The 21,261-nt window shown below is 64.2% G+C and carries 30 protein-coding genes; 14 read left to right on the top strand and 16 right to left on the bottom strand.

All coding sequences use genetic code 11. The features are described from left to right. The first annotated feature begins 14 nt into the window (after positions 1–14). Positions 15–227 (top strand): YbdD/YjiX family protein, encoded by a 213-nt coding sequence (locus HG262_RS07115; protein WP_085946884.1) that lies wholly within the window; start codon positions 15–17, stop codon positions 225–227. Between the two features lie 125 nt (positions 228–352). On the opposite strand, the gene HG262_RS07110 is transcribed toward HG262_RS07115, so the two are convergent. Together HG262_RS07110 and HG262_RS07105 are read right to left on the bottom strand one after the other, a co-directional pair. Next, positions 353–1,525, bottom strand: a complete 1,173-nt coding sequence (locus HG262_RS07110) for an MFS transporter (RefSeq protein WP_169270345.1) — start codon at positions 1,523–1,525, stop codon at positions 353–355. A gap of 61 nt (positions 1,526–1,586) precedes the next feature. After that, the gene (locus HG262_RS07105; RefSeq protein ID WP_169270344.1) at positions 1,587–2,288 is read right to left on the bottom strand and encodes a hydrolase; all 702 of its coding nucleotides are present in this window, start codon (positions 2,286–2,288) and stop codon (positions 1,587–1,589) included. A 112-nt stretch (positions 2,289–2,400) separates the two neighbouring features. Between HG262_RS07105 and HG262_RS07100 the strand changes: the two genes are divergently transcribed. The 5 genes from HG262_RS07100 (at position 2,401) to HG262_RS07080 (ending at position 5,876) form a co-directional block, all read left to right on the top strand. Further along, complete coding sequence (locus tag HG262_RS07100) at positions 2,401–3,075, top strand: TetR/AcrR family transcriptional regulator (RefSeq protein ID WP_169270343.1); 675 nt, start codon at positions 2,401–2,403, stop codon at positions 3,073–3,075. Positions 3,076–3,224: 149 nt separating this feature from the next. Continuing rightward, entirely contained in the window at positions 3,225–3,776 is a 552-nt protein-coding gene (locus HG262_RS07095; protein WP_169270342.1) for a DNA starvation/stationary phase protection protein, read from the top strand. A 354-nt stretch (positions 3,777–4,130) separates the two neighbouring features. Further along, positions 4,131–4,868 (top strand): 3-oxoacyl-ACP reductase family protein, encoded by a 738-nt coding sequence (locus tag HG262_RS07090; protein WP_169270341.1) that lies wholly within the window; start codon positions 4,131–4,133, stop codon positions 4,866–4,868. A gap of 64 nt (positions 4,869–4,932) precedes the next feature. Further along, positions 4,933–5,250 (top strand): multidrug efflux SMR transporter, encoded by a 318-nt coding sequence (locus HG262_RS07085; RefSeq protein WP_169270340.1) that lies wholly within the window; start codon positions 4,933–4,935, stop codon positions 5,248–5,250. Positions 5,251–5,336: 86 nt separating this feature from the next. Beyond that, the gene (locus HG262_RS07080) at positions 5,337–5,876 is read left to right on the top strand and encodes a TetR/AcrR family transcriptional regulator (RefSeq protein WP_169270381.1); all 540 of its coding nucleotides are present in this window, start codon (positions 5,337–5,339) and stop codon (positions 5,874–5,876) included. A gap of 5 nt (positions 5,877–5,881) precedes the next feature. On the opposite strand, the gene HG262_RS07075 is transcribed toward HG262_RS07080, so the two are convergent. Then, on the bottom strand, positions 5,882–6,115 hold the full coding sequence (locus HG262_RS07075; protein ID WP_169270339.1) for a DUF2798 domain-containing protein: 234 nt from the start codon (positions 6,113–6,115) through the stop codon (positions 5,882–5,884). Then, positions 6,112–6,984 carry an NmrA/HSCARG family protein gene (locus HG262_RS07070; RefSeq protein ID WP_169270338.1) on the bottom strand — a complete coding sequence of 291 codons (873 nt, stop codon included), beginning with the start codon at positions 6,982–6,984 and terminating at the stop codon, positions 6,112–6,114. Before HG262_RS07070 ends, HG262_RS07075 begins: the two co-directional genes overlap by 4 nt. A 107-nt stretch (positions 6,985–7,091) precedes the next feature. Here HG262_RS07070 and HG262_RS07065 point away from each other — a divergent pair, with 107 nt between their 5' ends. From HG262_RS07065 to HG262_RS07050, 4 genes are all read left to right on the top strand, one after another. After that, positions 7,092–7,985: a LysR family transcriptional regulator gene (locus HG262_RS07065; protein WP_169270337.1), complete on the top strand. Its 894-nt coding sequence runs from the start codon at positions 7,092–7,094 to the stop codon at positions 7,983–7,985. Continuing rightward, entirely contained in the window at positions 7,972–8,403 is a 432-nt protein-coding gene (locus HG262_RS07060; protein WP_248293267.1) for a GNAT family N-acetyltransferase, read from the top strand. Before HG262_RS07065 ends, HG262_RS07060 begins: the two co-directional genes overlap by 14 nt. Positions 8,404–8,573: 170 nt before the next feature. Continuing rightward, positions 8,574–8,954 carry a hypothetical protein gene (locus tag HG262_RS07055; RefSeq protein WP_248293266.1) on the top strand — a complete coding sequence of 127 codons (381 nt, stop codon included), beginning with the start codon at positions 8,574–8,576 and terminating at the stop codon, positions 8,952–8,954. Between the two features lie 222 nt (positions 8,955–9,176). After that, positions 9,177–9,911, top strand: a complete 735-nt coding sequence (locus HG262_RS07050; RefSeq protein ID WP_169270336.1) for an SDR family oxidoreductase — start codon at positions 9,177–9,179, stop codon at positions 9,909–9,911. Here HG262_RS07050 and HG262_RS07045 read toward each other — a convergent pair. The 3 genes from HG262_RS07045 to HG262_RS07035 form a co-directional block, all read right to left on the bottom strand. After that, positions 9,846–10,799: a LysR family transcriptional regulator gene (locus tag HG262_RS07045; RefSeq protein WP_169270335.1), complete on the bottom strand. Its 954-nt coding sequence runs from the start codon at positions 10,797–10,799 to the stop codon at positions 9,846–9,848. The genes HG262_RS07050 and HG262_RS07045 overlap by 66 nt on opposite strands. Before the next feature lie 132 nt (positions 10,800–10,931). Next, positions 10,932–12,089 carry an NADH:flavin oxidoreductase gene (locus tag HG262_RS07040; RefSeq protein ID WP_169270334.1) on the bottom strand — a complete coding sequence of 386 codons (1,158 nt, stop codon included), beginning with the start codon at positions 12,087–12,089 and terminating at the stop codon, positions 10,932–10,934. A 1-nt stretch (position 12,090) separates the two neighbouring features. After that, positions 12,091–12,486, bottom strand: a complete 396-nt coding sequence (locus HG262_RS07035; RefSeq protein WP_169270333.1) for a RidA family protein — start codon at positions 12,484–12,486, stop codon at positions 12,091–12,093. A 151-nt stretch (positions 12,487–12,637) separates the two neighbouring features. Between HG262_RS07035 and HG262_RS07030 the strand changes: the two genes are divergently transcribed. After that, on the top strand, positions 12,638–13,525 hold the full coding sequence (locus HG262_RS07030) for a LysR substrate-binding domain-containing protein (protein WP_169270332.1): 888 nt from the start codon (positions 12,638–12,640) through the stop codon (positions 13,523–13,525). 4 nt (positions 13,526–13,529) lie between these two features. Here the strand turns inward: HG262_RS07030 and HG262_RS07025 are convergent, their stop codons facing one another. From HG262_RS07025 to HG262_RS07015, 3 genes are all read right to left on the bottom strand, one after another. Next, complete coding sequence (locus HG262_RS07025; RefSeq protein ID WP_169270331.1) at positions 13,530–13,859, bottom strand: YciI family protein; 330 nt, start codon at positions 13,857–13,859, stop codon at positions 13,530–13,532. A gap of 67 nt (positions 13,860–13,926) precedes the next feature. After that, positions 13,927–14,427 carry a hypothetical protein gene (locus tag HG262_RS07020; RefSeq protein WP_169270330.1) on the bottom strand — a complete coding sequence of 167 codons (501 nt, stop codon included), beginning with the start codon at positions 14,425–14,427 and terminating at the stop codon, positions 13,927–13,929. 152 nt (positions 14,428–14,579) lie between these two features. After that, the gene (locus HG262_RS07015) at positions 14,580–15,065 is read right to left on the bottom strand and encodes a hypothetical protein (protein ID WP_169270329.1); all 486 of its coding nucleotides are present in this window, start codon (positions 15,063–15,065) and stop codon (positions 14,580–14,582) included. A gap of 292 nt (positions 15,066–15,357) precedes the next feature. Here HG262_RS07015 and HG262_RS07010 point away from each other — a divergent pair, with 292 nt between their 5' ends. After that, entirely contained in the window at positions 15,358–15,999 is a 642-nt protein-coding gene (locus HG262_RS07010) for a hypothetical protein (protein ID WP_169270328.1), read from the top strand. A gap of 140 nt (positions 16,000–16,139) precedes the next feature. After that, complete coding sequence (locus HG262_RS30960) at positions 16,140–16,391, top strand: hypothetical protein (RefSeq protein ID WP_248293265.1); 252 nt, start codon at positions 16,140–16,142, stop codon at positions 16,389–16,391. A 65-nt stretch (positions 16,392–16,456) separates the two neighbouring features. Here HG262_RS30960 and HG262_RS07005 read toward each other — a convergent pair whose 3' ends face one another. Continuing rightward, positions 16,457–16,840, bottom strand: coding sequence for a cytochrome c (locus tag HG262_RS07005; RefSeq protein ID WP_169270327.1), 384 nt, complete (start codon positions 16,838–16,840; stop codon positions 16,457–16,459). A gap of 274 nt (positions 16,841–17,114) precedes the next feature. Here HG262_RS07005 and HG262_RS07000 point away from each other — a divergent pair, with 274 nt between their 5' ends. Further along, a complete protein-coding gene (locus HG262_RS07000) occupies positions 17,115–18,011 on the top strand; it encodes an oxidoreductase (protein ID WP_169270326.1) in 897 nt (298 codons plus the stop codon). 90 nt (positions 18,012–18,101) lie between these two features. On the opposite strand, the gene msrA is transcribed toward HG262_RS07000, so the two are convergent. The 5 genes from msrA to HG262_RS06975 all read right to left on the bottom strand — a co-directional run bounded on the left by msrA (position 18,102) and on the right by HG262_RS06975 (position 21,230). Then, entirely contained in the window at positions 18,102–18,791 is a 690-nt protein-coding gene (gene msrA, locus HG262_RS06995; protein ID WP_169270325.1) for a peptide-methionine (S)-S-oxide reductase MsrA, read from the bottom strand. Positions 18,792–18,822: 31 nt separating this feature from the next. Further along, positions 18,823–19,317, bottom strand: coding sequence for a peptide-methionine (R)-S-oxide reductase MsrB (msrB, locus tag HG262_RS06990; protein WP_169270324.1), 495 nt, complete (start codon positions 19,315–19,317; stop codon positions 18,823–18,825). Positions 19,318–19,400: 83 nt separating this feature from the next. Beyond that, positions 19,401–19,742: a pentapeptide MXKDX repeat protein gene (locus tag HG262_RS06985; RefSeq protein WP_169270323.1), complete on the bottom strand. Its 342-nt coding sequence runs from the start codon at positions 19,740–19,742 to the stop codon at positions 19,401–19,403. A 53-nt stretch (positions 19,743–19,795) separates the two neighbouring features. Beyond that, positions 19,796–20,587, bottom strand: coding sequence for a molybdopterin-dependent oxidoreductase (locus HG262_RS06980; RefSeq protein ID WP_169270322.1), 792 nt, complete (start codon positions 20,585–20,587; stop codon positions 19,796–19,798). A 10-nt stretch (positions 20,588–20,597) separates the two neighbouring features. Continuing rightward, positions 20,598–21,230, bottom strand: coding sequence for a cytochrome b/b6 domain-containing protein (locus tag HG262_RS06975; protein ID WP_169270321.1), 633 nt, complete (start codon positions 21,228–21,230; stop codon positions 20,598–20,600). Positions 21,231–21,261: the final 31 nt, after the last annotated feature.

The following is a 21,261-nucleotide window of genomic DNA, read 5'->3' as shown; positions in this document are numbered from 1 at the left end:
CAAGGAGGCGCCGCATGCTGTTTGGCAACATGAGTTCAGCCGCCGGCGCCGCCGGCCGTTACCTGGGGCAGACGCTCCGGTTGATGGTCGGCGTGCCGGACTACGAGACGTATGTGGAACACATGCGGCGTACCCACCCCGACCAGGAGCCCATGACGTACGAGGCTTTCTTCCGCGAGCGCCAGGACGCGCGCTACGGAGGAAAGAAACGGATCGGCTGCTGCTGACGAAAAGCCCCTTCGGGGGCTTTTCTTTGGACGGGGGGATTTGGGGGCGCGAGAAGACGCGCAAGATGGGTTACGCGCGTTGGGCAGAAGGGTTCTTCGTCAAGGATTCCCGCGCCTCACCGCTCCTATGAAACTCGTCGCAGCTTCTCCGAATAGATCACTAGCGGCACCGCGCATAGCGCGCACAGGGCCATCACGAGGAAGCCGCCCGGCGCATAGCTGCGGTACAGGGCGCCGCCCAGCTGGATGCTGCCGAACATGAATACGCCGCCCGACAGCAGCGCGTAGAGCGCGATCGCCGAGGTCTTGCAGGCGGCGGGCACGTGACGGGTGATGTACCACATGATCGCGGCGTTGTTGCCGGCCAGCGTGAAGCACTGCAGCAGTTGCAGCGCGGCGATCAGCGCCGGGTCGGTGGTGGCGGACAGGCCCGCCCAGCGGATCGCCGTCATGACTGCCGACGCCAGGATCAGCCATTGCGCGCCGGTCCGGGCCAGCACCTTGGGCGCCAGGAAGAAGAACAGCACTTCGCTGCTGACGCCCACGACCCACAGCAGCGAAATCAGCGCGGTCGTCAGGCCGTTGGCCGTCCAGTACAGCGTGGAATAGGAATACAGGAAGCCGTTGCTGGCCTGGACCAACGACGCCGCCGCGATGCACATCACGAGCGGCCGGTCGCGCAGCACCGCCAACATGGGCAGCCGCACGCGTTCGACGGGGGCCTCGTCGGCGGCGGGGCGCGCGGCTTGGGGCAACCGTCGCACGCAAGCCAGGCAGGCCACGATCAGCAGGATCGACAGCCACATCACCCAGTCGACGTCGAAGGTCTTGATCAGGTAGCCGCCGATGACGGTGACTGCCGCAAAGCCCAGCGATCCGCAGGCCCGCATGATGGTGTAGGCGTTTCCTTGCTTTTTGCCGCTGGCGATCGCCATGCGGTCCATCAGCGGCAGCACGGCCGGAAAGACGGCATTCAGCAGCAGGGTGATGGCGAGCATCCAGCCTGCCGTCTGCGCAAACGGATAGCAGATGAACAATACTAGCGACGCCGCCAGCGCCGAGGCGATCAGCGCGTGCGCGCGGCCGCTCTGGTCGGCCAGGTGGGCCACGACCGGCGTGGACAGGATCTTGGGCAGGAAGGAGGTGGCGACGATCAGCCCGATGACGGCGGGATCCACGCCACGGCTGGCGAACCACAAGGGCAGGAAAGGGATGCTGACGCCCTGAAGGCCGTAATACAGGAAGTAGAACCCGTGCAACGCGATGGCGCCTTGTCTGGCGTCGGGATTGCCGCGCATAGCGATGGTGTGAATCTGGCTGAGACGAAGGCGCGTAGCATACTCCTTCCCGGGGAGGGCGCTACCAGGGCAGCGGGGCCTTTTCACCGTTGGCGTGTTCGCCGTAATAGATCGACGGCAGGAAGCGCGACAGGTAGGTGAATTCGGTATAGCAATGCCGCAGCAGGCTCAGGCCCAGTGCATCGGGCACGTCGTGCTCGGGTTGCGCACTGGACTTGCCCAGATAGAAGCGGCTGCGCAACACGCAGCCGAACGGCGTGTCGCGCGCCAGATGAATCATGTCGCCGTCCAGCGGATCGCCGTCGGCGTCCAGCGTGATGGGGTCACCGAATCCGATGCGCGCGTAGACCGCGGCCGACACGTCCTGGCGTTCGCGTGCCGCCTGCAGCCGCCCCGGATCGAAGCACTCGCGCGGGTCGTGGAATTTCAGCTTCGCGGCCACGGGCGGGATGTCGGCCAGGGATTCCACGGCATGGATCGACGCACCGATATAGCTTTCGCCGCGCCGCCACTGGGCGTCCCACCCGCGATGCTCGACATGGTCGTGCGGGTGCCACCATTTGATGTGCTGGGTGGTTTCGAAGAACGTGAACCACCAGTCCAGCATTCGGCCTTTGCAGCCGTGCAGGTCGGTGCGCGCGGCCACCACCAGTCCGCCGCCGGGCAACCGGGTGATGCCCGTTTCCAGGCGCAAGGGGGAGGGGTCCAGCAGGGTGTCGATGTCTGCCAGGATGTGGGAATCGTCGGGGTGCGGGGTGGCCATGGAGGGGCTCCGAGTTTGGGGAGTCCCTATTCTATAATAAAGAAACGTTGATCGTTTCCTAAATTAACGGGCGTGTAAGATCGCATCCGGAACACTCAGGAGGACGGCGTCGATGCCGCAAACACCCCCGACCGCCGCGCCCCGTGCGCGCGGGCGTCCGGCCCGGCCGGAATCGGAACAATTGGCGGCGGCGCTGGAAGCCGCCACGTGGCTGCTGCTGAACGCCGGCTATGCCGCGACCACGCTGGAAGCGGTTGCCAAGCGGGCCGGGATGGCCAAGAAGACCGTCTATCGGTACGCCGCCAATCGAGAGGATCTGGTGGCGCAAGTGGTGCGCGGCTGGACGGATGCCTTTGAACCCGTGATGACGCAGGACGTGTCGACGCCCGCCGAGGTGTTGCCCGCCTTGGCCCGCGTGTTGGACGTGATCGCAACGCGTGCGTTGTCGGCCGATGCGGTGGGCATGTTCCGATTGCTGACGGCGGACTTCCCGGCGCGCGAGGCGCTGCTGCCCGTGTATCAGAAGAACGGCATCGAACGGGGTACGGCGATGCTGGGCGATTGGCTCGCCCGGTTGGGCAAACGCGGCCTGATCCAGATCCGGCAGCCGCACGTCACTGCTGGCTTGCTGTTGTCCATGGTGATCGCCGAGCCCCTGCGGCAGATGGCGCTGGGCCTGGTGCCACCGTTGCCGGAAGGTTCCGTCAGCGACCGCATCCAGGCGGCGCTTGCGCTGCTGGCCGGAAGCCGCGCGGGCGACGGGCCCGGGTTTGCGCTGAAAGACTGAGGGAGCAGGGCGGCGTCGGGTGTTCAGCTTGCCGCCCGTTGATTCAAGCCATTGGCAAAGGCTGCGTGCGGGATTACCCTGGGGGGTCTCGCACGGCGTAGCCCATGCCGAGACTGCGTACTTTCTATCATTCCAAGGAGCGGCATTTCATGGCCAAGAAACTGAATGAGAAGACCATCAAGACGCTCAAAGAGCGGCGCAAACTTCCGCTGGCAACGCCTACCGACCTGGCGGCTGCTGCCACCCGCGACATCTCCGCCGCGCTGAACCAGCTACTGGCCGACGTGTTCGCGCTGTATCTGAAAACCAAGAATTTCCACTGGCACGTAAGCGGCCCGCACTTCCGCGATTACCACCTGCTGCTTGATGAACAAGGCGATCAGCTGTTCGCCATGACCGACCCCATTGCGGAACGCATCCGCAAGATCGGCGGCACGACGCTGCGTTCGATCGGGCATATCTCGCGCATGCAACGGATTTCGGACAACGACGCCGACTACGTGCAGCCGCTGGACATGCTGGCTGAGCTGCGCGAAGACAACAAAGTGCTGGCGGCGGCGCTGCGCGAAGCCCACAACATCACCGACGAACACCGCGACATCGCCAGTTCGAGCCTGATCGAGAACTGGATCGACGAAACCGAACGGCGCACCTGGTTCCTGTTCGAAGCCAGCCGCCAGGGCGACTCCACGGGTCACTGATTCCGGCTTCGTCTCGTCGGAAACGAAAACCGCCCAGCCCTGACGGCCTGGGCGGTTTCCCATTGCGCGCGCCATGTCGAAAAGGGAAGGGCGTGCGCATCAACCGCGTGGATGGCGGCAATGCACACGCGCACGGGCGCTACGCCAGGCGCGATGTCGCATTCATCACGCTGTTCTGTCTCAAGAGGCTGCTTTTTCGTTTTCTGCCTGGACCATCAGTGTGAATTTGCCAACGCCTTCACTCCCACGACCGTTCCAGAAGGGCCTCCCAGGGGCTCGTTCAACTATCCCTTGACGTGGAACTTCAGGTCGCGTAGCCTTTTTTAACCGATCGGTATAAAAGGAGCTGTCGACATGGAATTCCAAGGTAAGGTTGCCCTCGTCACCGGGGGTACGCGGGGCATCGGGGCGGCCATCGTCCGGCGGCTGGCACAACGGGGAGCGGCCGTGGCTTTCACGTACGCCAACTCTGACCAGGCGGCAAAAGACCTCTTCCATGGACTGGGTACGACCGATGCCAAGGTCTTGGCCATCAAGGCGGATAGCCGTGATCCGGCCGCCGTTCGCGCGGCCGTCGCGCAGACCGCCCGCGAACTGGGTGGGCTGGACATCCTGGTCAATAGCGCGGGTGTATTTCCCTCGGGCCCCATCGAGGACGCCACGCTCGAAGAGATCGACGACACGTTGGCGATTCACGCCAAGGCGGTCTTCGTGGCCTCGCAGGCCGCGTTGGCCCACATGGGATCCGGCGGGCGCATTATCTCCATCGGCTCCTGCTTTGCCGCGCGGGTGCCTTATGGGGGCGTGACGCTTTATGCGATGAGCAAATCCGCGCTTATCGGGTTCACCAAGGGCCTTGCGCGCGAAGTCGGCAGCCGCGGCATCACGGTCAACATCGTCGATCCCGGGTCGACAGACACAGATATGAATCCCGCTGACGGCCCGGCCGTCTCCGGGGAGTTGGCGCTCATGGCGATCAAGCGCTATGCCCAGGCCGACGAGATCGCAGCCGCCGTCGGATACCTGGCGGGCCCCGAGAGCCGATTCATCACTGGCGCGTCGCTCGCCATTGATGGCGGCTTCTCGGCGTAGCACCGCCGCGAGAGCCGCGGGTGGGGCTCGACGCCATCGCAGTTAACATCGAGTGAGGATTCAAATGGCTTGGGGACTATTGGTTCTGGCCGGCGTGCTTGAAATCGTCTGGGCGCTGGCGCTTAAACAGGCAGACGGATTGACGAGATTTTGGCCGAGCGTGATCGGTGTCAGTGTTGCCATGCTAAGCCTTGTCCTGCTCGGCCTGGCCTTGAAGGATCTGCCAGTGGGCACCGCTTATGCCATTTGGGTGGGGATCGGCGCCTTTGGCGTGGCGGTCTTCGGAACCTTGGTGCTGGGCGAACACATGTCATGGGCCAAGCTGTTGTTCCTGGGATTGATCGGGGTAGGGGTAGCGGGTCTACGGATGATTGAATCGTGAATGCTGGCAAGAAACAAGAATCAGCGCCTGCTGTGAAAATCGGGCGTCCGAGAGCGTTTGACAGAGACTCGGCGTTGCTTGCGGCCATGCGAACCTTCTGGGCGCAAGGCTACGAAGGGACATCGGTGCAGGACCTTGTCGGCGCCATGGGCGTCAACAAGCCCAGCCTCTATTCAACCTTTGGTTGCAAGGAAGAGATTTTTCGGGAGGCAGTCGAACTCTACGACCGCCTCGAAGGGCGGGCGACGTCCGAGAGCCTTAGCGAAGCCAGCACCGCCCGCGAGGCCGTTGAGACCATGTTGCGGTCGAACGCGCGAGCCTATGCCGTTGCCGACGGGCCGCGCGGTTGCATGATCGTGTTGTCATCGCTGCTGGGGGCGCCCGAGAACGAGAGCGTCCGTGCGTTCCTTGCCGGCAACCGGTCGGAGGGAGAAGCGGTGCTCAGGGATCGCCTGGCGCGGGGCATTGCGGAAGGCGACCTCCGGGCTTCAGCCGACGTCCACCAGCTTGCCGCCTTCTACACCACCGTGCTTGAAGGGCTCTCCATTCAGGCCCGCGACGGCGCATCCGCGGAGAAACTCAACCTGATCATCGACGCCGCAATGCTCGCCTGGCCGGGCGGCTGACGGGGCTACGGCTGGACCACCATCCAAGCGACAATCCGGCGCACGACGGGCAACAAGAACAAGAGGCTTGGAAACGCCACGATCCAGGAGGCGCCCCAGGCGCTTGGCCAGCGGCTGGCAAAATCGGGGCCCCAGCCGACGCTCGTGGCGGTGGCCACCGCTGAAACGAGGGCCGACATGAAAACCGACAGAACCAGCGGCATCAGGAAGCGGGCATAGGCTTGCGGGAATTTCTTCATTTGTTGTCGGCGGCCAGGTCGTTGATGTAGTCGCGCAGCGAGCGCGGTTCCCGTTCCAGCGCGGCCCTCAACGCAAGACTGTTTCCCCCCAGCCCATACGCCTGGTAGTGGTCGAGCACTTTTGACAGCAATAGCAACGAGTCGCCGCGATAGGGCAGGCGGGCATTCGCTGCCCATTCGTCGAAACCGGGCTCGGTCGCCACGATCGGGTATCCCAACGCTTCCGACAAGGCCGCCACGATGTCCATGCGGCTGAACATGCCGGCGCACAGCTCCAGCGCCGCGTAGGCCAGCCTGTCTTCGGTCAGCGCGATGGCGGCAACTTCCGCTACATCGCGATAGTCCACACGGGCGACCCTTGTGTCCTTGGGAAAGGGTTCGCCGAAGCAGGAGTGGTCGCGGATGGACGGCCAGGCCAAACCAATGTTCTGCATGAAATTCGCAGGATGCAGGATCGTGTATTCCAGCCGCGATGCGTAAAGGGCATCCTCTACCGGTATCTTGCTGGCGTGATTCGCCAGCCGCGTGTTCGTGGGCTGGATGACCGATGAAAAGACGAACTTCTTCACACCGCTTCGCTGCGCTGCGTCGACCAGGGCGACACCCATTGCCGCTTCGTCGGAAGCAAACGCGGGGCCGATGTGGAAGACGCCGTCCACGCCCCGCGTTGCCTCGGCAAGGCTGTCGCGATCGCGGAGGTCTCCCATGGCGATCTCTGTCGCGCCCCGCAAGCGGGCGACAGCCGCGCCTGCCTCGTTGCGGACAAGGGCGCGGACCGCAGCGTTGCGCTGCCGCAATTCAGGAACGACCAGGCCTGCGAATTTGCCTGTCGCGCCGACGACCAAAACGAGCGGTTGAGTGCTTCCCACTGGCCTCTCCTTGATACCGGTGAATGAGTGAAAGCAGTGTAAATTCTCAGCATTAGTGGAACAATGCCTATAAAAAATGAAGCTGAATCACGATATGCGAGATAAGTATGAGCCGCCTCGAAGACCTTGAAGCCTTCATTCATATCGCAGAAGCGGGGAGCCTGACGCAGGCGGCTCGCCGCCTGGATCGCACCCTGCAGGCCGTCAGCCGCTCGCTTGCAACGTTGGAAGAGGAGGTCGGCGTCCAACTGGTCCACCGCAGCACGCGGCATTCCTCATTGAGCGAAGCCGGCGAGATTTTTTTTCGGCGGGTAAAGCCGGCGTTGCAGGAAATAGGCGAGGCCCGGCTTGAAGTCGCCGATCGCCGGACGGCGCCGTCAGGCACATTGCGCGTGGGGGCCCCGATCCTGTTCGGCCCTGATTACCTGGTACCGGTCATCGCGGAATACATGCGGGCATATCCGCAGGTCGACGTGGATCTGCAACTGACGGATGCCTTTGTCGACCTTTCCGGCGACGGCCTCGATCTGGTCGTGCGTATTGCCGACCTGCCCGATTCCGGCTTGCAGGGCAAACGGCTCGGGGCGCTGCGCAGGGTCGTATTTGGCGCGCGGTCCTATTTCGAACAGCATGGCCGCCCCACGCATCCTTCGGAATTGCGCCAGCACGCCTGCATCGTCAGGACCGTCGATCAGCGTCCGGGCCAATGGGCGTTTCAGATCGCGGGAAAGCCGCGCAATATCGGGGTCCGCGGGCCCTTCCGCACCAATACGATGGCGGCGATTTATTCCGCGGTAAGCGCCGGGCTTGGCATCGGCTATTCGCCGATGTGGCAGATCAGGCACCTGTTGGATACGGGGCAGGTGGAGATCATCCTTGAGGCGTTCGAGCCCAAGCCGGTGCCCGTCCACGCGCTCTGGCAGGAGAACAGGCTCCCGCCTGCCAAGGTGCGCGCTTTCGTCGATTATCTGGCGACCCGGCTGAAACTTGATCACCTTTGATTGGCACGCCGCGGCGGGACTCATGCACAATCAGGATGGCGACGCATACCCCGCCATCGCGCAACTCCGATCGCTGGACGAGGGGGAGTTCATGGCGCGGGTTCGCCGCCAATCCTATTCGGGCTATGAATTGGTGGCAGCCTTTCGGGACGGCAAGATCATCGGCGTGCTGGGCATGCGGCCCGTCCACACCTTGGCACGTGGGGCGCATTTGCATGTCGATGACCTTGTCGTCGACGCTGCGGTGCGGGGTAGCGGCGCTGGCCGTGCCTTGATGGAATATGCCGAAAGCGATGCGCGTGCGCGCGGAATGACGGCCGTGTTTCTTGACGCGCGGCCGGATGCCGTTGCGTTCTACGAGCGAGAGCACTATCTGCTGCATCCCGCACCTTCAATGAAGAAGGTTCTGGCGTCATGACGGATGGCTTCCGATGCTTATGGTTACATAGATTCATGAGCGGCTAACAGCGAATCAGGCATATTGCCTGCGCTGCGTCGGCAGCAACGTCGCCGGGTAGCCATCGTGGCCGGGCGGCACGCAACCTGATTTCCGCAGACCTGATCCGTTTAACGCATTGGAGACCTGAATTGCCGATTTTCAAGCAAGCCCACGCCGTTGTTTCCCGTAGCCGTAAGGCCATCCTGATGGCTGCCGCGTTGACTTTGAGCAGCGGCGCCGCCCTCGCGCAGCAGGCCGCGCCGGGGCAGATGCCGAACATGGCTGCGTTGAGCGGCCAGATGCACGCCGCCGCCGAGTATTGCAATGCCTATACGGCCGCGCAGCTCGAACAGATGAAGCAACAGCAAAAGACCGCGGCGGGCGCCCATGGCATGACCGCCACGGACTTCGACACCGCCTTCTCGCAGTCATACACGAAGGCCCGCGGACAACTGGGAGGGCTGAGCGCGGCGGACAAGGAAAAGACCTGCGCGCAACTCAAAGCGATGTCCGCGGCCTACCCGAAATAGCGGGGCCGTGTGCTGGCAGATGCTTGAACCGCGCAAGTCAGACTGCGAATTCCGCCAGCACCGCTAGAACTGTCGTCATGGCCTCGAGCATTTGCGCAAGTCGCCGCATCGCAGAGGCCGCATCGGAAAGACCGATGCGGCTATCAGGCATTCCTGCTGGCGCCCGATAGGGGGCCGCGCCAACATTGCTCACCTACCACGTGGTTTTTCAGGAGGATGGGCATGGGTAACAGTCTGGCAGGACAACGGATCATGGTCGTTGGCGGCAATTCGGGCATGGGCTTGGCCGTTTGCGCGCAGTTGATGCGGATGCAGTGCGAGGTTCTGATCGTGGGCCGGTCACGCGACAAGCTCGACGCGGCGAGCGAACAGCTGCGCCCGTTCGGCCAACTGCATCTGCATCAAGCGGACGTAACGAGGGAAGAAGCGGTGCAGCAATTATTCGAGCGCGCCGGGGCCGTGGATCATCTGGTCTGCACCGCGGCCGACATCCGCGGCGCATACGAGTTGCTGCCGCAGCTCGAGCTGGACGCGCTGGACCGCGCCCTCCATTCGAAGGTCGTCGCGCCTATCCTGCTGGCTAAACATGGCGCGCGGCGGATGCCGGCCCACGGCTCGATCACGCTGACTTCCGGTATTGCCGCCTACCGGCCAAGACCAAAGGGCGTCGCCGTGGCGGCGATCAATGCAGCGCTTGAAGGGGCGGTGCGCGCCATGGCCGTCGAGCTGGCGCCGTTGCGGATCAATGCCGTGTCGCCGGGCTGGGTACGCACGCCGATCTGGAATGACGTGGCCGGTTCGGACAGCGACCAACTGTTGGCATCGATGGCCGAACGGCTTCCGGTCGGCAGGATCGGTACCGGCGACGATATCGCCGATGCCATCGTCTTCCTACTTGGCAATGGCTACACGACCGGCACGGTGCTTCATGTCGACGGCGGGCATCGACTCGTCTGATCGCGTGGCGGCAAGGCGAATCACGTCGATAAATGCCGCCACGTGTCGGGCGGGCGCTCTTGCCGACGTGAGCAGGCAGATGGGAAGACCGTCGCCCAGCGTGGACAACGGGCGCCATTCGACGCGTGCCCCCGTTGCGTCGGCGTCCACGGCCATGCTGGGCAGAATCGATACGCCGAGGCCCGCGGACACCATCCGCATCAACGCCGGCACGCTGTCGGCTTCGGCGCGGATGCGGGGGCGCACGGAGGATTCCTGCACCAGGGCGTCCAGATACTCGCGATAGCGGCAGCCCTCCATGGTGGCGATCAGGGGGAATGCGGCCAGCGCGTCGGGCCTGATGCCGGAAGCCTGGTTGAGCGGATGGCCCAAGGGCATCACGACGACCGGCATGTCGCGCGCGAGGATGTCGGCGTGGAGGTTGGCGTCGTTCGCCGGCCAGCCATGCACCACGCCGAAGTCGGCCGTTCCGCCGAGCACGGCCTGAGCCGTCGCAAAGGAGTTTCTTTCCTGGATCGACACCTGTGTTCCAGGATGCGAATCGGCAAAACGGAGCAGCTGGGGGAGCAGCAGACAGGTGCACAAGGTTTGCGGTGCGGCGACACGGATCGTGCCGCCTTGGTCGCCGGCGTCATCGCGAGCCTCTCGGAGGGTATCGTCGGCCATCGCGAGCAACTCGCGCGCACGGCTGGCCAACCTTTCTCCGGCGGCGGTCAGCCGCAGGCGGTTGTTTTGGCGGATGAACAGCGGGTGTCCGACGCTCTGCTCAAGCGCTTGCACCTGTTCGGTAACGCTGGGTTGCGACAGGTGGACCCGTTTGGCGGCTTGCGTAAAGCTCAACGTCTCGGCTGCCGCGACGAAAATTTTCAGTTGCCGTAGTTGGAACATGTCGGTCGGGAGGAGGGGGCACCGGCTACCGAGTTTACGTCAACGGCGCCCTCCGGCGAGGGCCTTTTCCCCACCATGCGCCGCAAGCGGCCTGCCGTCGCAGGCGCCTTCGGGCACGTGGGGAATGACGCGTCAGGCCGGCACCGGCCGCCCGGCGCGGTGCCCAAGCGCATTGGCAAGGTCAGCGATCGGCGCCAGCAACCCCCGGTCGAATGATTCATGCGCTTGCCCGGCGCGCAGCCGTGCCGGCCAATCGGCATGCGTAAGCGCGCCACGGCCAAGCGAGACAAAGTCCGCCTCTTGCCTGGCGATCATCCCGTCCGCCTGCCCCGCATCATGCAGCGACCCGTTGGCCAGCACCGGCACCGGCGCGTGGCGCCGCGCCAGCGCGGCAAGACTGGGGCCGGCCTTGCCGAAGGCGGGGCGCCAGGCCTCGAACTCGGTGGTGTGCAGGTAGTCGATAGGCTGCGCGCCGAGCGTGCCGAAGATCTGAGCCGCATCGGCCTCGCCACCCGCCCACTTGTGCGCGAAGTCGTTGACCTTGCCTTGCGAGGCGCGTACGCCCACCACGAAATGCGCCGACGTCGACCGCCGGACCGCCTGGATGACCTCCACCGTCAAACGCAGGCGATTGTCCAGGCTGCCGCCGTAACAGTCGTTGCGCAGGTTGGTATGGGCCGTGAGGAACTGGTCCAGCAGATACCCGTTGGCGCCGTGTATTTCGACGCCGTCGAAGCCGGCTTCTTGGGCCCTGCGCGCCGCTTGCGCAAAGCCTTCGATGGTGTCGGCGATGTCATCGGCCGACATGGCTTCAGGCATCCGGTAAGGTCCTTCGCCCCGATAGAAAGCCATCTGCTGTCCCGCCGGCTGCACGGCCGAGGGCCCCCTCGTCGCAAAGCGATGGGGATTGCCTTGCGACAGCGCGCCCGCATGCATGAGTTGCGCGATGATCCGGCCGCCGTGCCTATGCACCCGGTCCACCACGGTCCGCCACGCGTCGCGTTGCGCGTCGTTGGCCAGGCCGGGCTGGAACAGGTAGCCTTGCGCAAAGGCTTGGTCCGTGTAGATGCCTTCGGTAATCACCAGGCCGAAGCCGCCCGCCGCGAAGGCTTCGTAGTAATCCACCATCAGCGCCGTGGCGCGTCCATCCGCCGTGGCGCTGACCCGGGTCATGGGCGCCACGGCCAGGCGGTTGGACAACTCAAGTTCCGTTCCCAGCCGCAGCGGCGCGAACAATCTGGCCTGCGCGGTCTGCGCATCGCCCCCCGGACGATCAATTTGCGTGCTCATCTCAGCGGTCCTCCGGTTGGCGCACGGCCGCGATCGCCTCGATTTCGATCATCGCGGCGGGGTCGTAAAGCGCCTTGATCTCGGCAATCGTGTCGGCCGGGTAGGGGGCCGAAAAAAAGCGGCGGCGCAGGGTCACCACGTCCTGGAAATGCCCCATGTCCGTCACGAAGATGGTGACCTTGATGACGTCCTTCAGGCTGGAGCCGCCGGCCTCCAGCGCGCGGCGCAAATTTGAGAAAGCTTGTTCGCCTTGGGCAAGAAAGCCGCCTTCGACGATCTTGCCGTCGTCGTCGGCGCCCGCTTGGCCGGAAATGAAGAGCAGGTCCCCGAAGCGGATGCCCTGCGAGAGCAGGAAGGGCGCGTAATGGTCGGGCTGGGTGATGACACGTTCTAGCATGGTGCGAATTCCTTCACTTATGGCTGGTTGGAAGACCTGGCGGTAAATCGCCGATCCGTGCAGCTAATGTAGGAATTCACGGGGCCTGTGACAAAGGTTCATTTGTCAGCTATAAGAAGAAAATAACTCATCTATGAGCAGGTGCCTCGCCATGCCACGCCGATTTCTTCCACTCTCTGCGCTCCGGGCATTTGAGGCCGCCGCGCGCCTGGGCAGTTTCAAGGCCGCCGCCAACGAGCTGGCGGTGACGCCGACCGCCGTCAGTCACCAGATCCGTGCGCTGGAGGCGCAGACCGGGCTGGTTCTGTTTGACCGTCAAGTGCGTAAAGTGTCGCTGAGCGACGCGGGGACGCAGCTATACCCGGTGCTGCGCGACGGGTTCGATGCGTTCGAGACGACGCTGGCGCGGCTGATGCAACAGCGGACGCGCAGTCAGGTGAGCATCTCGGCGACGAACGCCTTTACCGTGAAGTGGCTGGTGCCGCGCATGAGCGATTTCCGCAGCCGGCATCCCGGCATCGACTTGCAGCTGCAGGCAAGCGACGACCTCGTCGACCTGCGATCGACGGCGGTCGACATCGCGATTCGCTATGGCCGGGGACCGTATCCCGGCCTGGTCGCCGAGCCTTTGTTCACGGACCGCTTTGCGCCCGTGGCCAATCCGCGTCTGGGCATCGGGTCGGCGGAAGATCTGGCTCGCGTGCCATTGATCCGCTTCGACTGGAAGCGGCCTCAGCCGGAGAATCCTACCTGGGAGCGGTGGTTCACGGTCGCGCAGCGGCCCCAGCCGCCCGAAGCGAGCCAACTGCGCTTTTCCGACGAAGGCCATGCCATTCAAGCGGCCGTCGCCGGTCACGGCATCGCATTGGTCAGCCTGGCGTTGATCGCCGACGAACTGGAAGCGGGCCATCTGGTGCAGCCGTTCGGGCCCGTGATCGACGGGCACACCTATCATCTGGCCATGTACGCCGATCGTCCGCCCTCAGCGCCCGTCCAGGCGGTGGCGCAGTGGTTGCGCGCGCAGGCGGCGCAAGCCTGAAGCGCTACGGCTGTTCCAGCGGCCAGACTTCAACGACGCCGTGGGCGATCGCGCAGGGGGTTCGCGACACCCGGTCTATCGCCTCGGCCAGATCGGCGGCTTCGATGATGGCAAAGCCAGCCACCGGCAAGGGCGATCTCAGGAAGGGCTCGTCTATCGTTTCAACCCCGGCAGCTTCGGGATTGCGCACCTGCACGGGCGGGCCGGCAATGCCCATCAGCGCGCCGTCTTTGCGCAGGGTGGCGTCATGCGCATGGGCGGCATCGCGAAGGGCGACCGGGGTGCGGTCGTATCCCGCTTGGTCGCCATATCCGATCGTAACGAACTTTGGCATGGACTATCTCCTTGAGAGGGTCGAAAAAAATCTGCCGCCGCCCAGGCCCCCGCTTGATGCCGGTGTGTCAGCCGTGCTTGCCGAAACCGCCGCTGGCCCACTCCGAGGCACGCTGGACGCTTAGCTTGTAGGTCGGCGCAACATGCGTTTCGGCCAGTTGCTCGCCGAATTCATCGTAGGCGCTCAGCACGGCATAGGGTTCGTCCTCGTCGGGAACGATATCCAGCTTGATGGTCAGGCGGCCGGCGGCGGCGTCGATCTTCACGCTTTTGTGCAGCGTCGCATGCAATTGCTGTTCGTGGCGGCGCAGGACTTCGTTGGCGGTCTTGACCAAGGTGAAGAAGGCGGGGGAGTCGAGCGGCTTGGGGTTCTTCTTGTCGCGGCCCATGGTCCACGGGCCTACCAGGGCCGGCTCGGCTTGTCCGTCCAAGGTCATTTCAACGGCCCAGCCGTCGTCGTCCTCGTTCTTGATGATCCGGGCCGTCCAGCCGTCATCGCGCCAAAGCCTGGCCTCTTGTTCCTTTCGGTCTTCGGGTTGGCCAGTCTCGGGTATGCGGGTGTCGTTCACTGCGGGAGTTCTCCTGAATTCATTTGCGTGCGGCCCCCACGATTGGGAGGCCGGAGCCGGTGTACTGTAGCCCGGCGCTCGCGGGAATTCCTGGCGCCCTGACGGCTTGCAGGACAATTTTGGCATAACCGCATGCGGCCGGTGGCTGGCGCCTAGAGCTTATCCAGGCGAGTGGGGTCGAATTCCCATTGATGGGCCGAGTCCGCCGTGCATTGGATGACGGTCTTGCCGTACCCCTTGGGGCCGACATCCTTGAGCTTGACCTCCCCGTTACATACCGGGCAGTCTCCGCGCAAGGTGGTGAGGTAGACCCGCCCGGACTGATCGGCCTCGATGTTGATCAGATCCGCAAACCGGACAAATCCTTTTCGAATCAAGCGATAACCGATAAAGAACGCGAATCCGCTTGGAATGACCAGCCAGAACCACCAAAAGCCCCATTTGAAAGCCATTTCGCCAATCGTCGCCAACAGACCCACCGCGCCCACCGCCGTGAGCCAACCTCGCTGCAGGGAGCGGCCGCCCAGGGCAATGGGGATGACGTCGGTTCGAACGAGCACCGGCCGATTCCAGCCGCCTTCGTCGGTCAGCGGCTGTTGATAGCCCGGCGCAGCGACGGGGTCCGGATCGGCATTCAAGCCGCCAGCGGGCGCCGGAACCGGTTTGGGGGTGGACAGGCCAGACAGCGTTCTTTGGCATTCGTCGCAAAGACGACTGCGGCCGCGATGCGCAGCCCCACAGGTTTGGCAATGCACGTGCGCTCCCTTGCGAATGATTGCTACGGCCGAGAGAATACAACTATCGAAGGTCCGGGGCTTGCGGGCGCCGCCGCGCGGCCAGGCGAAAACCGCCGCGGTTTGCCGTGCTACGCTTTTGCCGACCCCGAGGCTTGAACGCGACGACCTGATCCAACCAATGATTGTTCGACGAATGCTCCTGGTGCTCTCCACGCTGACCCTGTCGCCCGCGCTTAGCGCCCAAGCGACTTCCAACGCGGCGGCGTGGACGCCGGCGGGCCCGACGGCATGCCATTTTTCGGCCTGGACAAGCAGCCAGAAACCGGTGATCCGGGTGTACGCGGCGCCATCCATCAACGCAGATGTGTTGGGCGGGCTGCCGACCACCGAGGGCGATGACCCAGACCCCGATATCGACTACTACCCCGTCACGTTCGACGTGACCGAGGCGCGCGACGGCTGGCTCAGGATCAAAAGCGCCAGCGACGCGATGACCGGTAACGACGAGAGCCGGCCGCGACCCGTGTATCGCGGCGAGGGCTGGATCGAAGCGGCGGACGCGCAGGTCGGTATCCAGTCGGCGCGGGGATACGCCCGCCCGGACGTTGGCAGTGAGCGGCTGCTCGATCTGGGTAGCGACTGGCTGACCGACAGAGCCGAATTGCTGGGCATCGTCGCCTGCCAGGGCGACTGGCTGCTGCTGGATTACGCGTTGGATTTCAGTGAAAATTGGGAGCCGCTTGCTCCCAAGGACCGCACGCGGGGGCGGGCCTGGTTCCGGGGCGTCTGTGCCTCTGCCGAGACCACCTGCGACATGCGGTCGGTGGACAAGTAGGGCGGGAAGTATCGGAAGCAGGGGATGGCGATGGCAGGGCGCGCGGCGCTGACGGAGCCTCGTATTGCGAGTAAGGTACGCAGTAGAGGCCTTGATTGCCCGGCACGCCGGCCTGTGCCGCCAGCAGGAACCAGAACATCATGAATACCCTTCGTTCAATACTACGGCCAGTCCTTATTGCCGTCGCATGCGCGTCGATGGCCGCTTGTGCGGACAATCCGCCCAAGCAAACCGATATGGACTACCGGAGCCGGTCCTCTTCCACCACGCAGGGGGCGCAAGGCACCCCGGGTTCGTCGGGGCAGCGGTTGACCATACAGTCCGGAGAGGGGGAACGATTGAACCTTCCCTGGTTCGTCCAGGACACGCAGGACTGGATCAACAGCAACTGACCCCGTCCTGGACGCCGCGATGCGCTTCGATCGAACCGTCTACGTAGCGGCTTTTCGCCGCAATATCATCGGCTTTTTGAAATCACGCCGCTCATGTGTTTGTTCAAATCGCGAAAATCCTGAACCGTCCACGAATGCGGCGCCAGCTTGACGCCATTCTCTCGCAACGTTCTTGGGATCAGGTCCCCGTTTGGGCGAAGTATCACCGAGGAAACGATGACGCCGGGATAATCATGGAGCCGTTTTTTGAAAGCGGCGGTTGTCAGGTCGGGCGTGGGAGGATTGCTCTTCTTGGCCAATGGCCCGGTCCCTTTGAGATCTGCTCCGTGGCACATCGCGCATCGCTGTGTGAAGAGGGTCTTCCCATTGATATCTTGCGCGAAGGACGGCGATGTTTGAGTCAGCAACGCGACGCCTAGCGACGCGATGCATAATGCTCTTGCTTTCATTTGGTCTTGTTGTATTAGTCAGCTCATGATCGAGAGCGAAGGCCGGTGCGCCACGCAATACTCGACGCTTTCGATAATTTTCGACGTGAATCCAGATTCCACCAGCATCGAGAACCGCAGTCCGCATTCGGGAGTGCCTGGCACGGTTGCCGGGCCGTGGATGATTGCCGGGCGCCGCGCCTGGCGCATTATCGCAGACGGCGGGGCACGGTCCGTCGTGACAGCGGCCGGTTACCTGGCTGAGTGCGCCGCGCGCCAATAAGGAACCTAACCCATGCATACCGCAACAGATACCGCCATTGCCATCGTGGGCCCGGGCGCCATCGGCACCACGGTTGCCGCCGCGCTGCACGAGGTCGGCCGCTCGCACCTGTTGTGCGGCCGCACGCCCCGCGATCAGGTGACACTGCAGGATGGCGATCGCCGCGTCGTCGTTCCGGGGCCCGTGCAGACTGAACCCGGCCTGATCGATCGCAAGATGGATCTCGTTTTTCTCGCGGTCAAGGCGACGCAGACCGAGACCGCATCAGGATGGCTCGCGGCATTGTGCCGTCCGGATACCGTCGTGTGCGTGCTGCAGAACGGCGTCGAACAGTTGGAAGGAGTCGCGAAGCACGCGCCGCGTGCGAGGATCGTCCCGGCTGTCGTGTGGTTTCCTGCGCAGGCTCAAGCCGACGGCTCGGTGCGCTTGCGGGGGGACGCGCGCCTGAGCCTGCCCGACATGCCCGCATCTCGCGTGGTAGCCGAGGGGCTCCAGGGTACTCGGTGCGCCGTGGATATCACCGCGGACTTCCCGTCCGTGGCTTGGCGCAAGCTGCTGCAGAACGCGGTGGCCGGTCTCATGGCCCTCACACATCGCCGCGCCGGCATGTTTGTCCGGCCCGACATTGCCGCGCTCGCTCTGGCGTACTTGCGAGAATGCCTGGCGGTGGCGCGCGCCGAGGGAGCCAAACTGGGCGACGAGGTTCCGCAGGAAATCCTCGCCAAGTTTCAAGCCGCTTCCGCCGACTTGAGCACATCCATCCTGACGGACCGCGAGGCCGGCCGGCCACTCGAATGGGATATCCGAAACGGCGTCATTTCGCGTCGCGGCCGGGCGCATGGCATCCCGACGCCGATCAGCGACATCGTCTTGCCCCTGCTGGCCGCAGCGAGTGACGGGCCGGGCTGATTCGCAGTCTGTGCGACGAGGGGCTGCAACGGCGATCTCCGCATCGCGGCTGGGCGGAATCGCTTCGGCGCGCTCGTCGCTGTTCCGCCTTCAATTCACCAGCACCGGCTTGTCGCGGTAGCGGTCGGGGAAGGTCTTGGCCAGGTTCTCGACCTTGGGGACGTCGTTCACCATGATGTACATGCTGTACGGATGGCGCACCAGGTAGTCCTGGTGATAGCCCTCGGCCGGATAGAAGGCCTGGAGCGGTTCCACCGTGGTCGCCAGCGCCTTGGGGTACACGCCCGTCTGGTTCAACTGCGCGATGTAGGCCTCGGCCACCTTACGCTGGCTGTCGTTGGACGGGAAGACGGTGGAACGGTACTGCGTGCCGCTGTCGGGGCCTTGGCGGTTCAATTGTGTCGGGTCGTGTGCCACCGAGAAATAAATCTGCAGCAGTTCGCCGTAACTGACCTGCTTGGGGTCGTAAGTGATTTCGACGGCTTCGGCGTGGCCGGTGCGCCCGCTGCTGACGGTATCGTAATTGGCCGTGCTTGCCTTGCCCCCGGCGTAGCCGGATACGGCGTTGGTCACGCCCTTCACGTGCTGGAACACGGCTTGCACACCCCAGAAGCAGCCGCCGGCCATAACGGCCTTTTCCTGCGCGGCCGTGTCTTTCGCCTGGTCGACGGCGGGCGGCGGAATGATGAAGGCGGATTCGGCGGCCTGGGAGGCGCCCGCGGCCAGCAGGCCGGAGGCGGCTGCCAGGGTGGCGCAGAGCTTGCGGAACGGAATGTTCATGGTGTGGGGTCCTGATGGGGGCGGTCTGGGGTCAGGCTTGGGGGGCGAAGGTCATGGCGACCCCGTTCATGCAATAGCGCAAGCCGGTCGGGCGGGGGCCGTCGTCGAAGACGTGGCCCAGGTGGCCGCCGCAGTTGGCGCAGTGGACCGCGGTGCGGACCATGCCGAAGCTACTGTCGCGGGTTTCACCGACGGCGGCGTCCAGGGGCTGCCAGAAACTGGGCCAGCCGGTGCCGCTGTCGAATTTGGTGCTTGAAGAAAACAGCCGCTGCTCGCAACCTGCGCAAGCGAACGTTCCCTTGCGGTGCTCGTCGTTCAGCGGGCTGGTGTAGGGGCGTTCGGTGCCTTCGCGGCGCAGCACGTCGAACTGCGCAGGCGTCAGGCGGGCGCGCCATTGCGCGTCAGTCAAGGCGTAGGGAAACGAGGCGGCGGGGGGCGCGCTGCGCGCGGCCAGCAATGGGGCCAGGCCGGCACCCAAGGCCGCAACGCCGCTCAGGCTCAGGAAATGTCTGCGATTCAATGTCATGGCGTGGCTCCGTTCCGGGGGAGGTTTGGGGGCGGCCAACCCCGCTTGCCGGCGAGCGAAGCGGGGCTGGCAGCCGCGAGGGCTTACTTCTTCATGCTGTCGTTGGCCATGCCGCCCTTGGACATGCCGTCTTTCGACATGCCGTCCTTGGACATGCCGTCCTTCTTCATCCCGTCATGCGACATGCCGTCTTTCGCCATGCCGCCTTTGGACATCCCGTCCTTGGCCATGCCGTCCTTCGCCATGCCATCCTTGGCCATGCCGTCTTTCGACATGCCCCCCTTGGACATCCCGTCTTTCGACATGCTGTCCTTGGACATCGAGTCCTTGGCCATATTGTCCTTGCCCATGGTGTCGGCGGCGTGGGCGGCCACGGCGCCAAAGGCCAGGCACAGGGAGAAAGCGGCGGTGGTGAGTGTCTTCATGATGTGTTCCTTTGATGGAGGGGGTAAAGCATGTGGATAGACAGGATTTCCACCTAGCTTCCGCCGAACCAGTTGTAGCCCTGGTCCTCCCAGTAACCGCCTGGGTAGGTGTTGGTGACGAAAATCGCCCGGATGTGCTTGGGATTCTTGTAGCCAAGCTTGGTGGGCATGCGCAGCTTCATGGGAAAGCCGTATTCGGGTGGCAGCGTCTTGCCGTCATAGGTCAGCGCCAGGATGGTCTGCGGGTGCAGGGCCGTCGGCATATCGATGCTGGTGTAGTAGTCGTCCGAGCACTTGAAGCCCACGTACTTCGCCGTCAGGTCGGCGCCCACGCGCTTCAAGAACATGGAAAACGGCACGCCACCCCATTTACCGATGGCGCTCCAGCCTTCCACGCAGATGTGCCGCGTGACCTGGTCGATCTGGGGCATGGCGCGCAGTTCCTCCAGGCGCCATTGGCGCTTGTCGGCCACCATGCCGGTGACTTCCAGCCGGAACGACGCTTCTTCGACGTGGCGGACTTCGTCGATGCCGTAATAGGCGTTGAACGGGAAGGGCCGGGTGATCATCGATTCGGGATACGTCGGCGCCAGTTTGTTGGGGTCGAAGATCCAGCCTTGCACCTGGTCGTTGAACCGGGACACGGAGGCCAGCGCCTTTTCCACGTTCTCGTCGTCGGATAGCGAGCAGCCCGACAGCATCGCCAGTCCGCCCAGCGTCAGGCTGTTGCGCAGGAACGTGCGGCGGGATGGCTGCTCGACCCGTTTGGCCAAGAGGTTCCTGGCTTCTTTCAGGATGGCCGGGCCATCCAGGCCCAGCAGCGACAAGCGTCTTTTCTGGCTCACGAAGGGCTCCTTATTTGCCGCGGATCATGGCGACGAGGCTGCGCGGAACCAGCGCCACCATCACCAGATGGACCGCCACGAACGCGACCAGCAGCGCCATGGCAAAGAAATGGATGCGGCGCGCGAATTCGTAGCCGCCCATCAGTTCGCGCAGCAGATCGAATTGCACCGACTTCCACAGCACCAGCCCGGACAGCACCAGGACGACGATGTCGGCCATGACGAACAGGTAGGCCAGTTTCTGCACCTGGTTGTAGTGGCGCAGATCGTCGTGGGAGAGCTTGCCGCGCAGGGCGGCGCCCAGGTCGGCGGCGACGCCGCGGGGGCTGACGGGGAAGAACTTGCGCCACAGGCGGCCCGTGGCCACGTTCAGCGCCAGGTAAAGCAGGCCGTTGGCGAACAGCAGCCACATGCCGGCAAAATGCCATTGCAGGGCACCGCCCAGCCAGCCGCCCAGCGTGATGTCGTTCGGGAAGGTGAAGTCGAAGAACGGCGCGGCGTTATAGACGCGCCAACCGCTCATCACCATGATCACCACGGCCAGCGCGTTGATCCAGTGCATCACCCGCAGCCATCCGGGGTGGATGACGCCGGCCGGGCGGGGGGCGGCCGGTGTATCGTGACTTGCGGGGCTTGCCATCATGGCGGGTCTCCGGGGCGTTCTGTCGTTGAAG

The organism is Achromobacter sp. Bel, assembly GCF_012928505.1.
GTDB lineage: Bacteria > Pseudomonadota > Gammaproteobacteria > Burkholderiales > Burkholderiaceae_B > Achromobacter.
The sequence above is the reverse complement of the archived record's forward strand: the minus strand, read 5'-3'. Positions and strand labels throughout refer to the sequence as shown.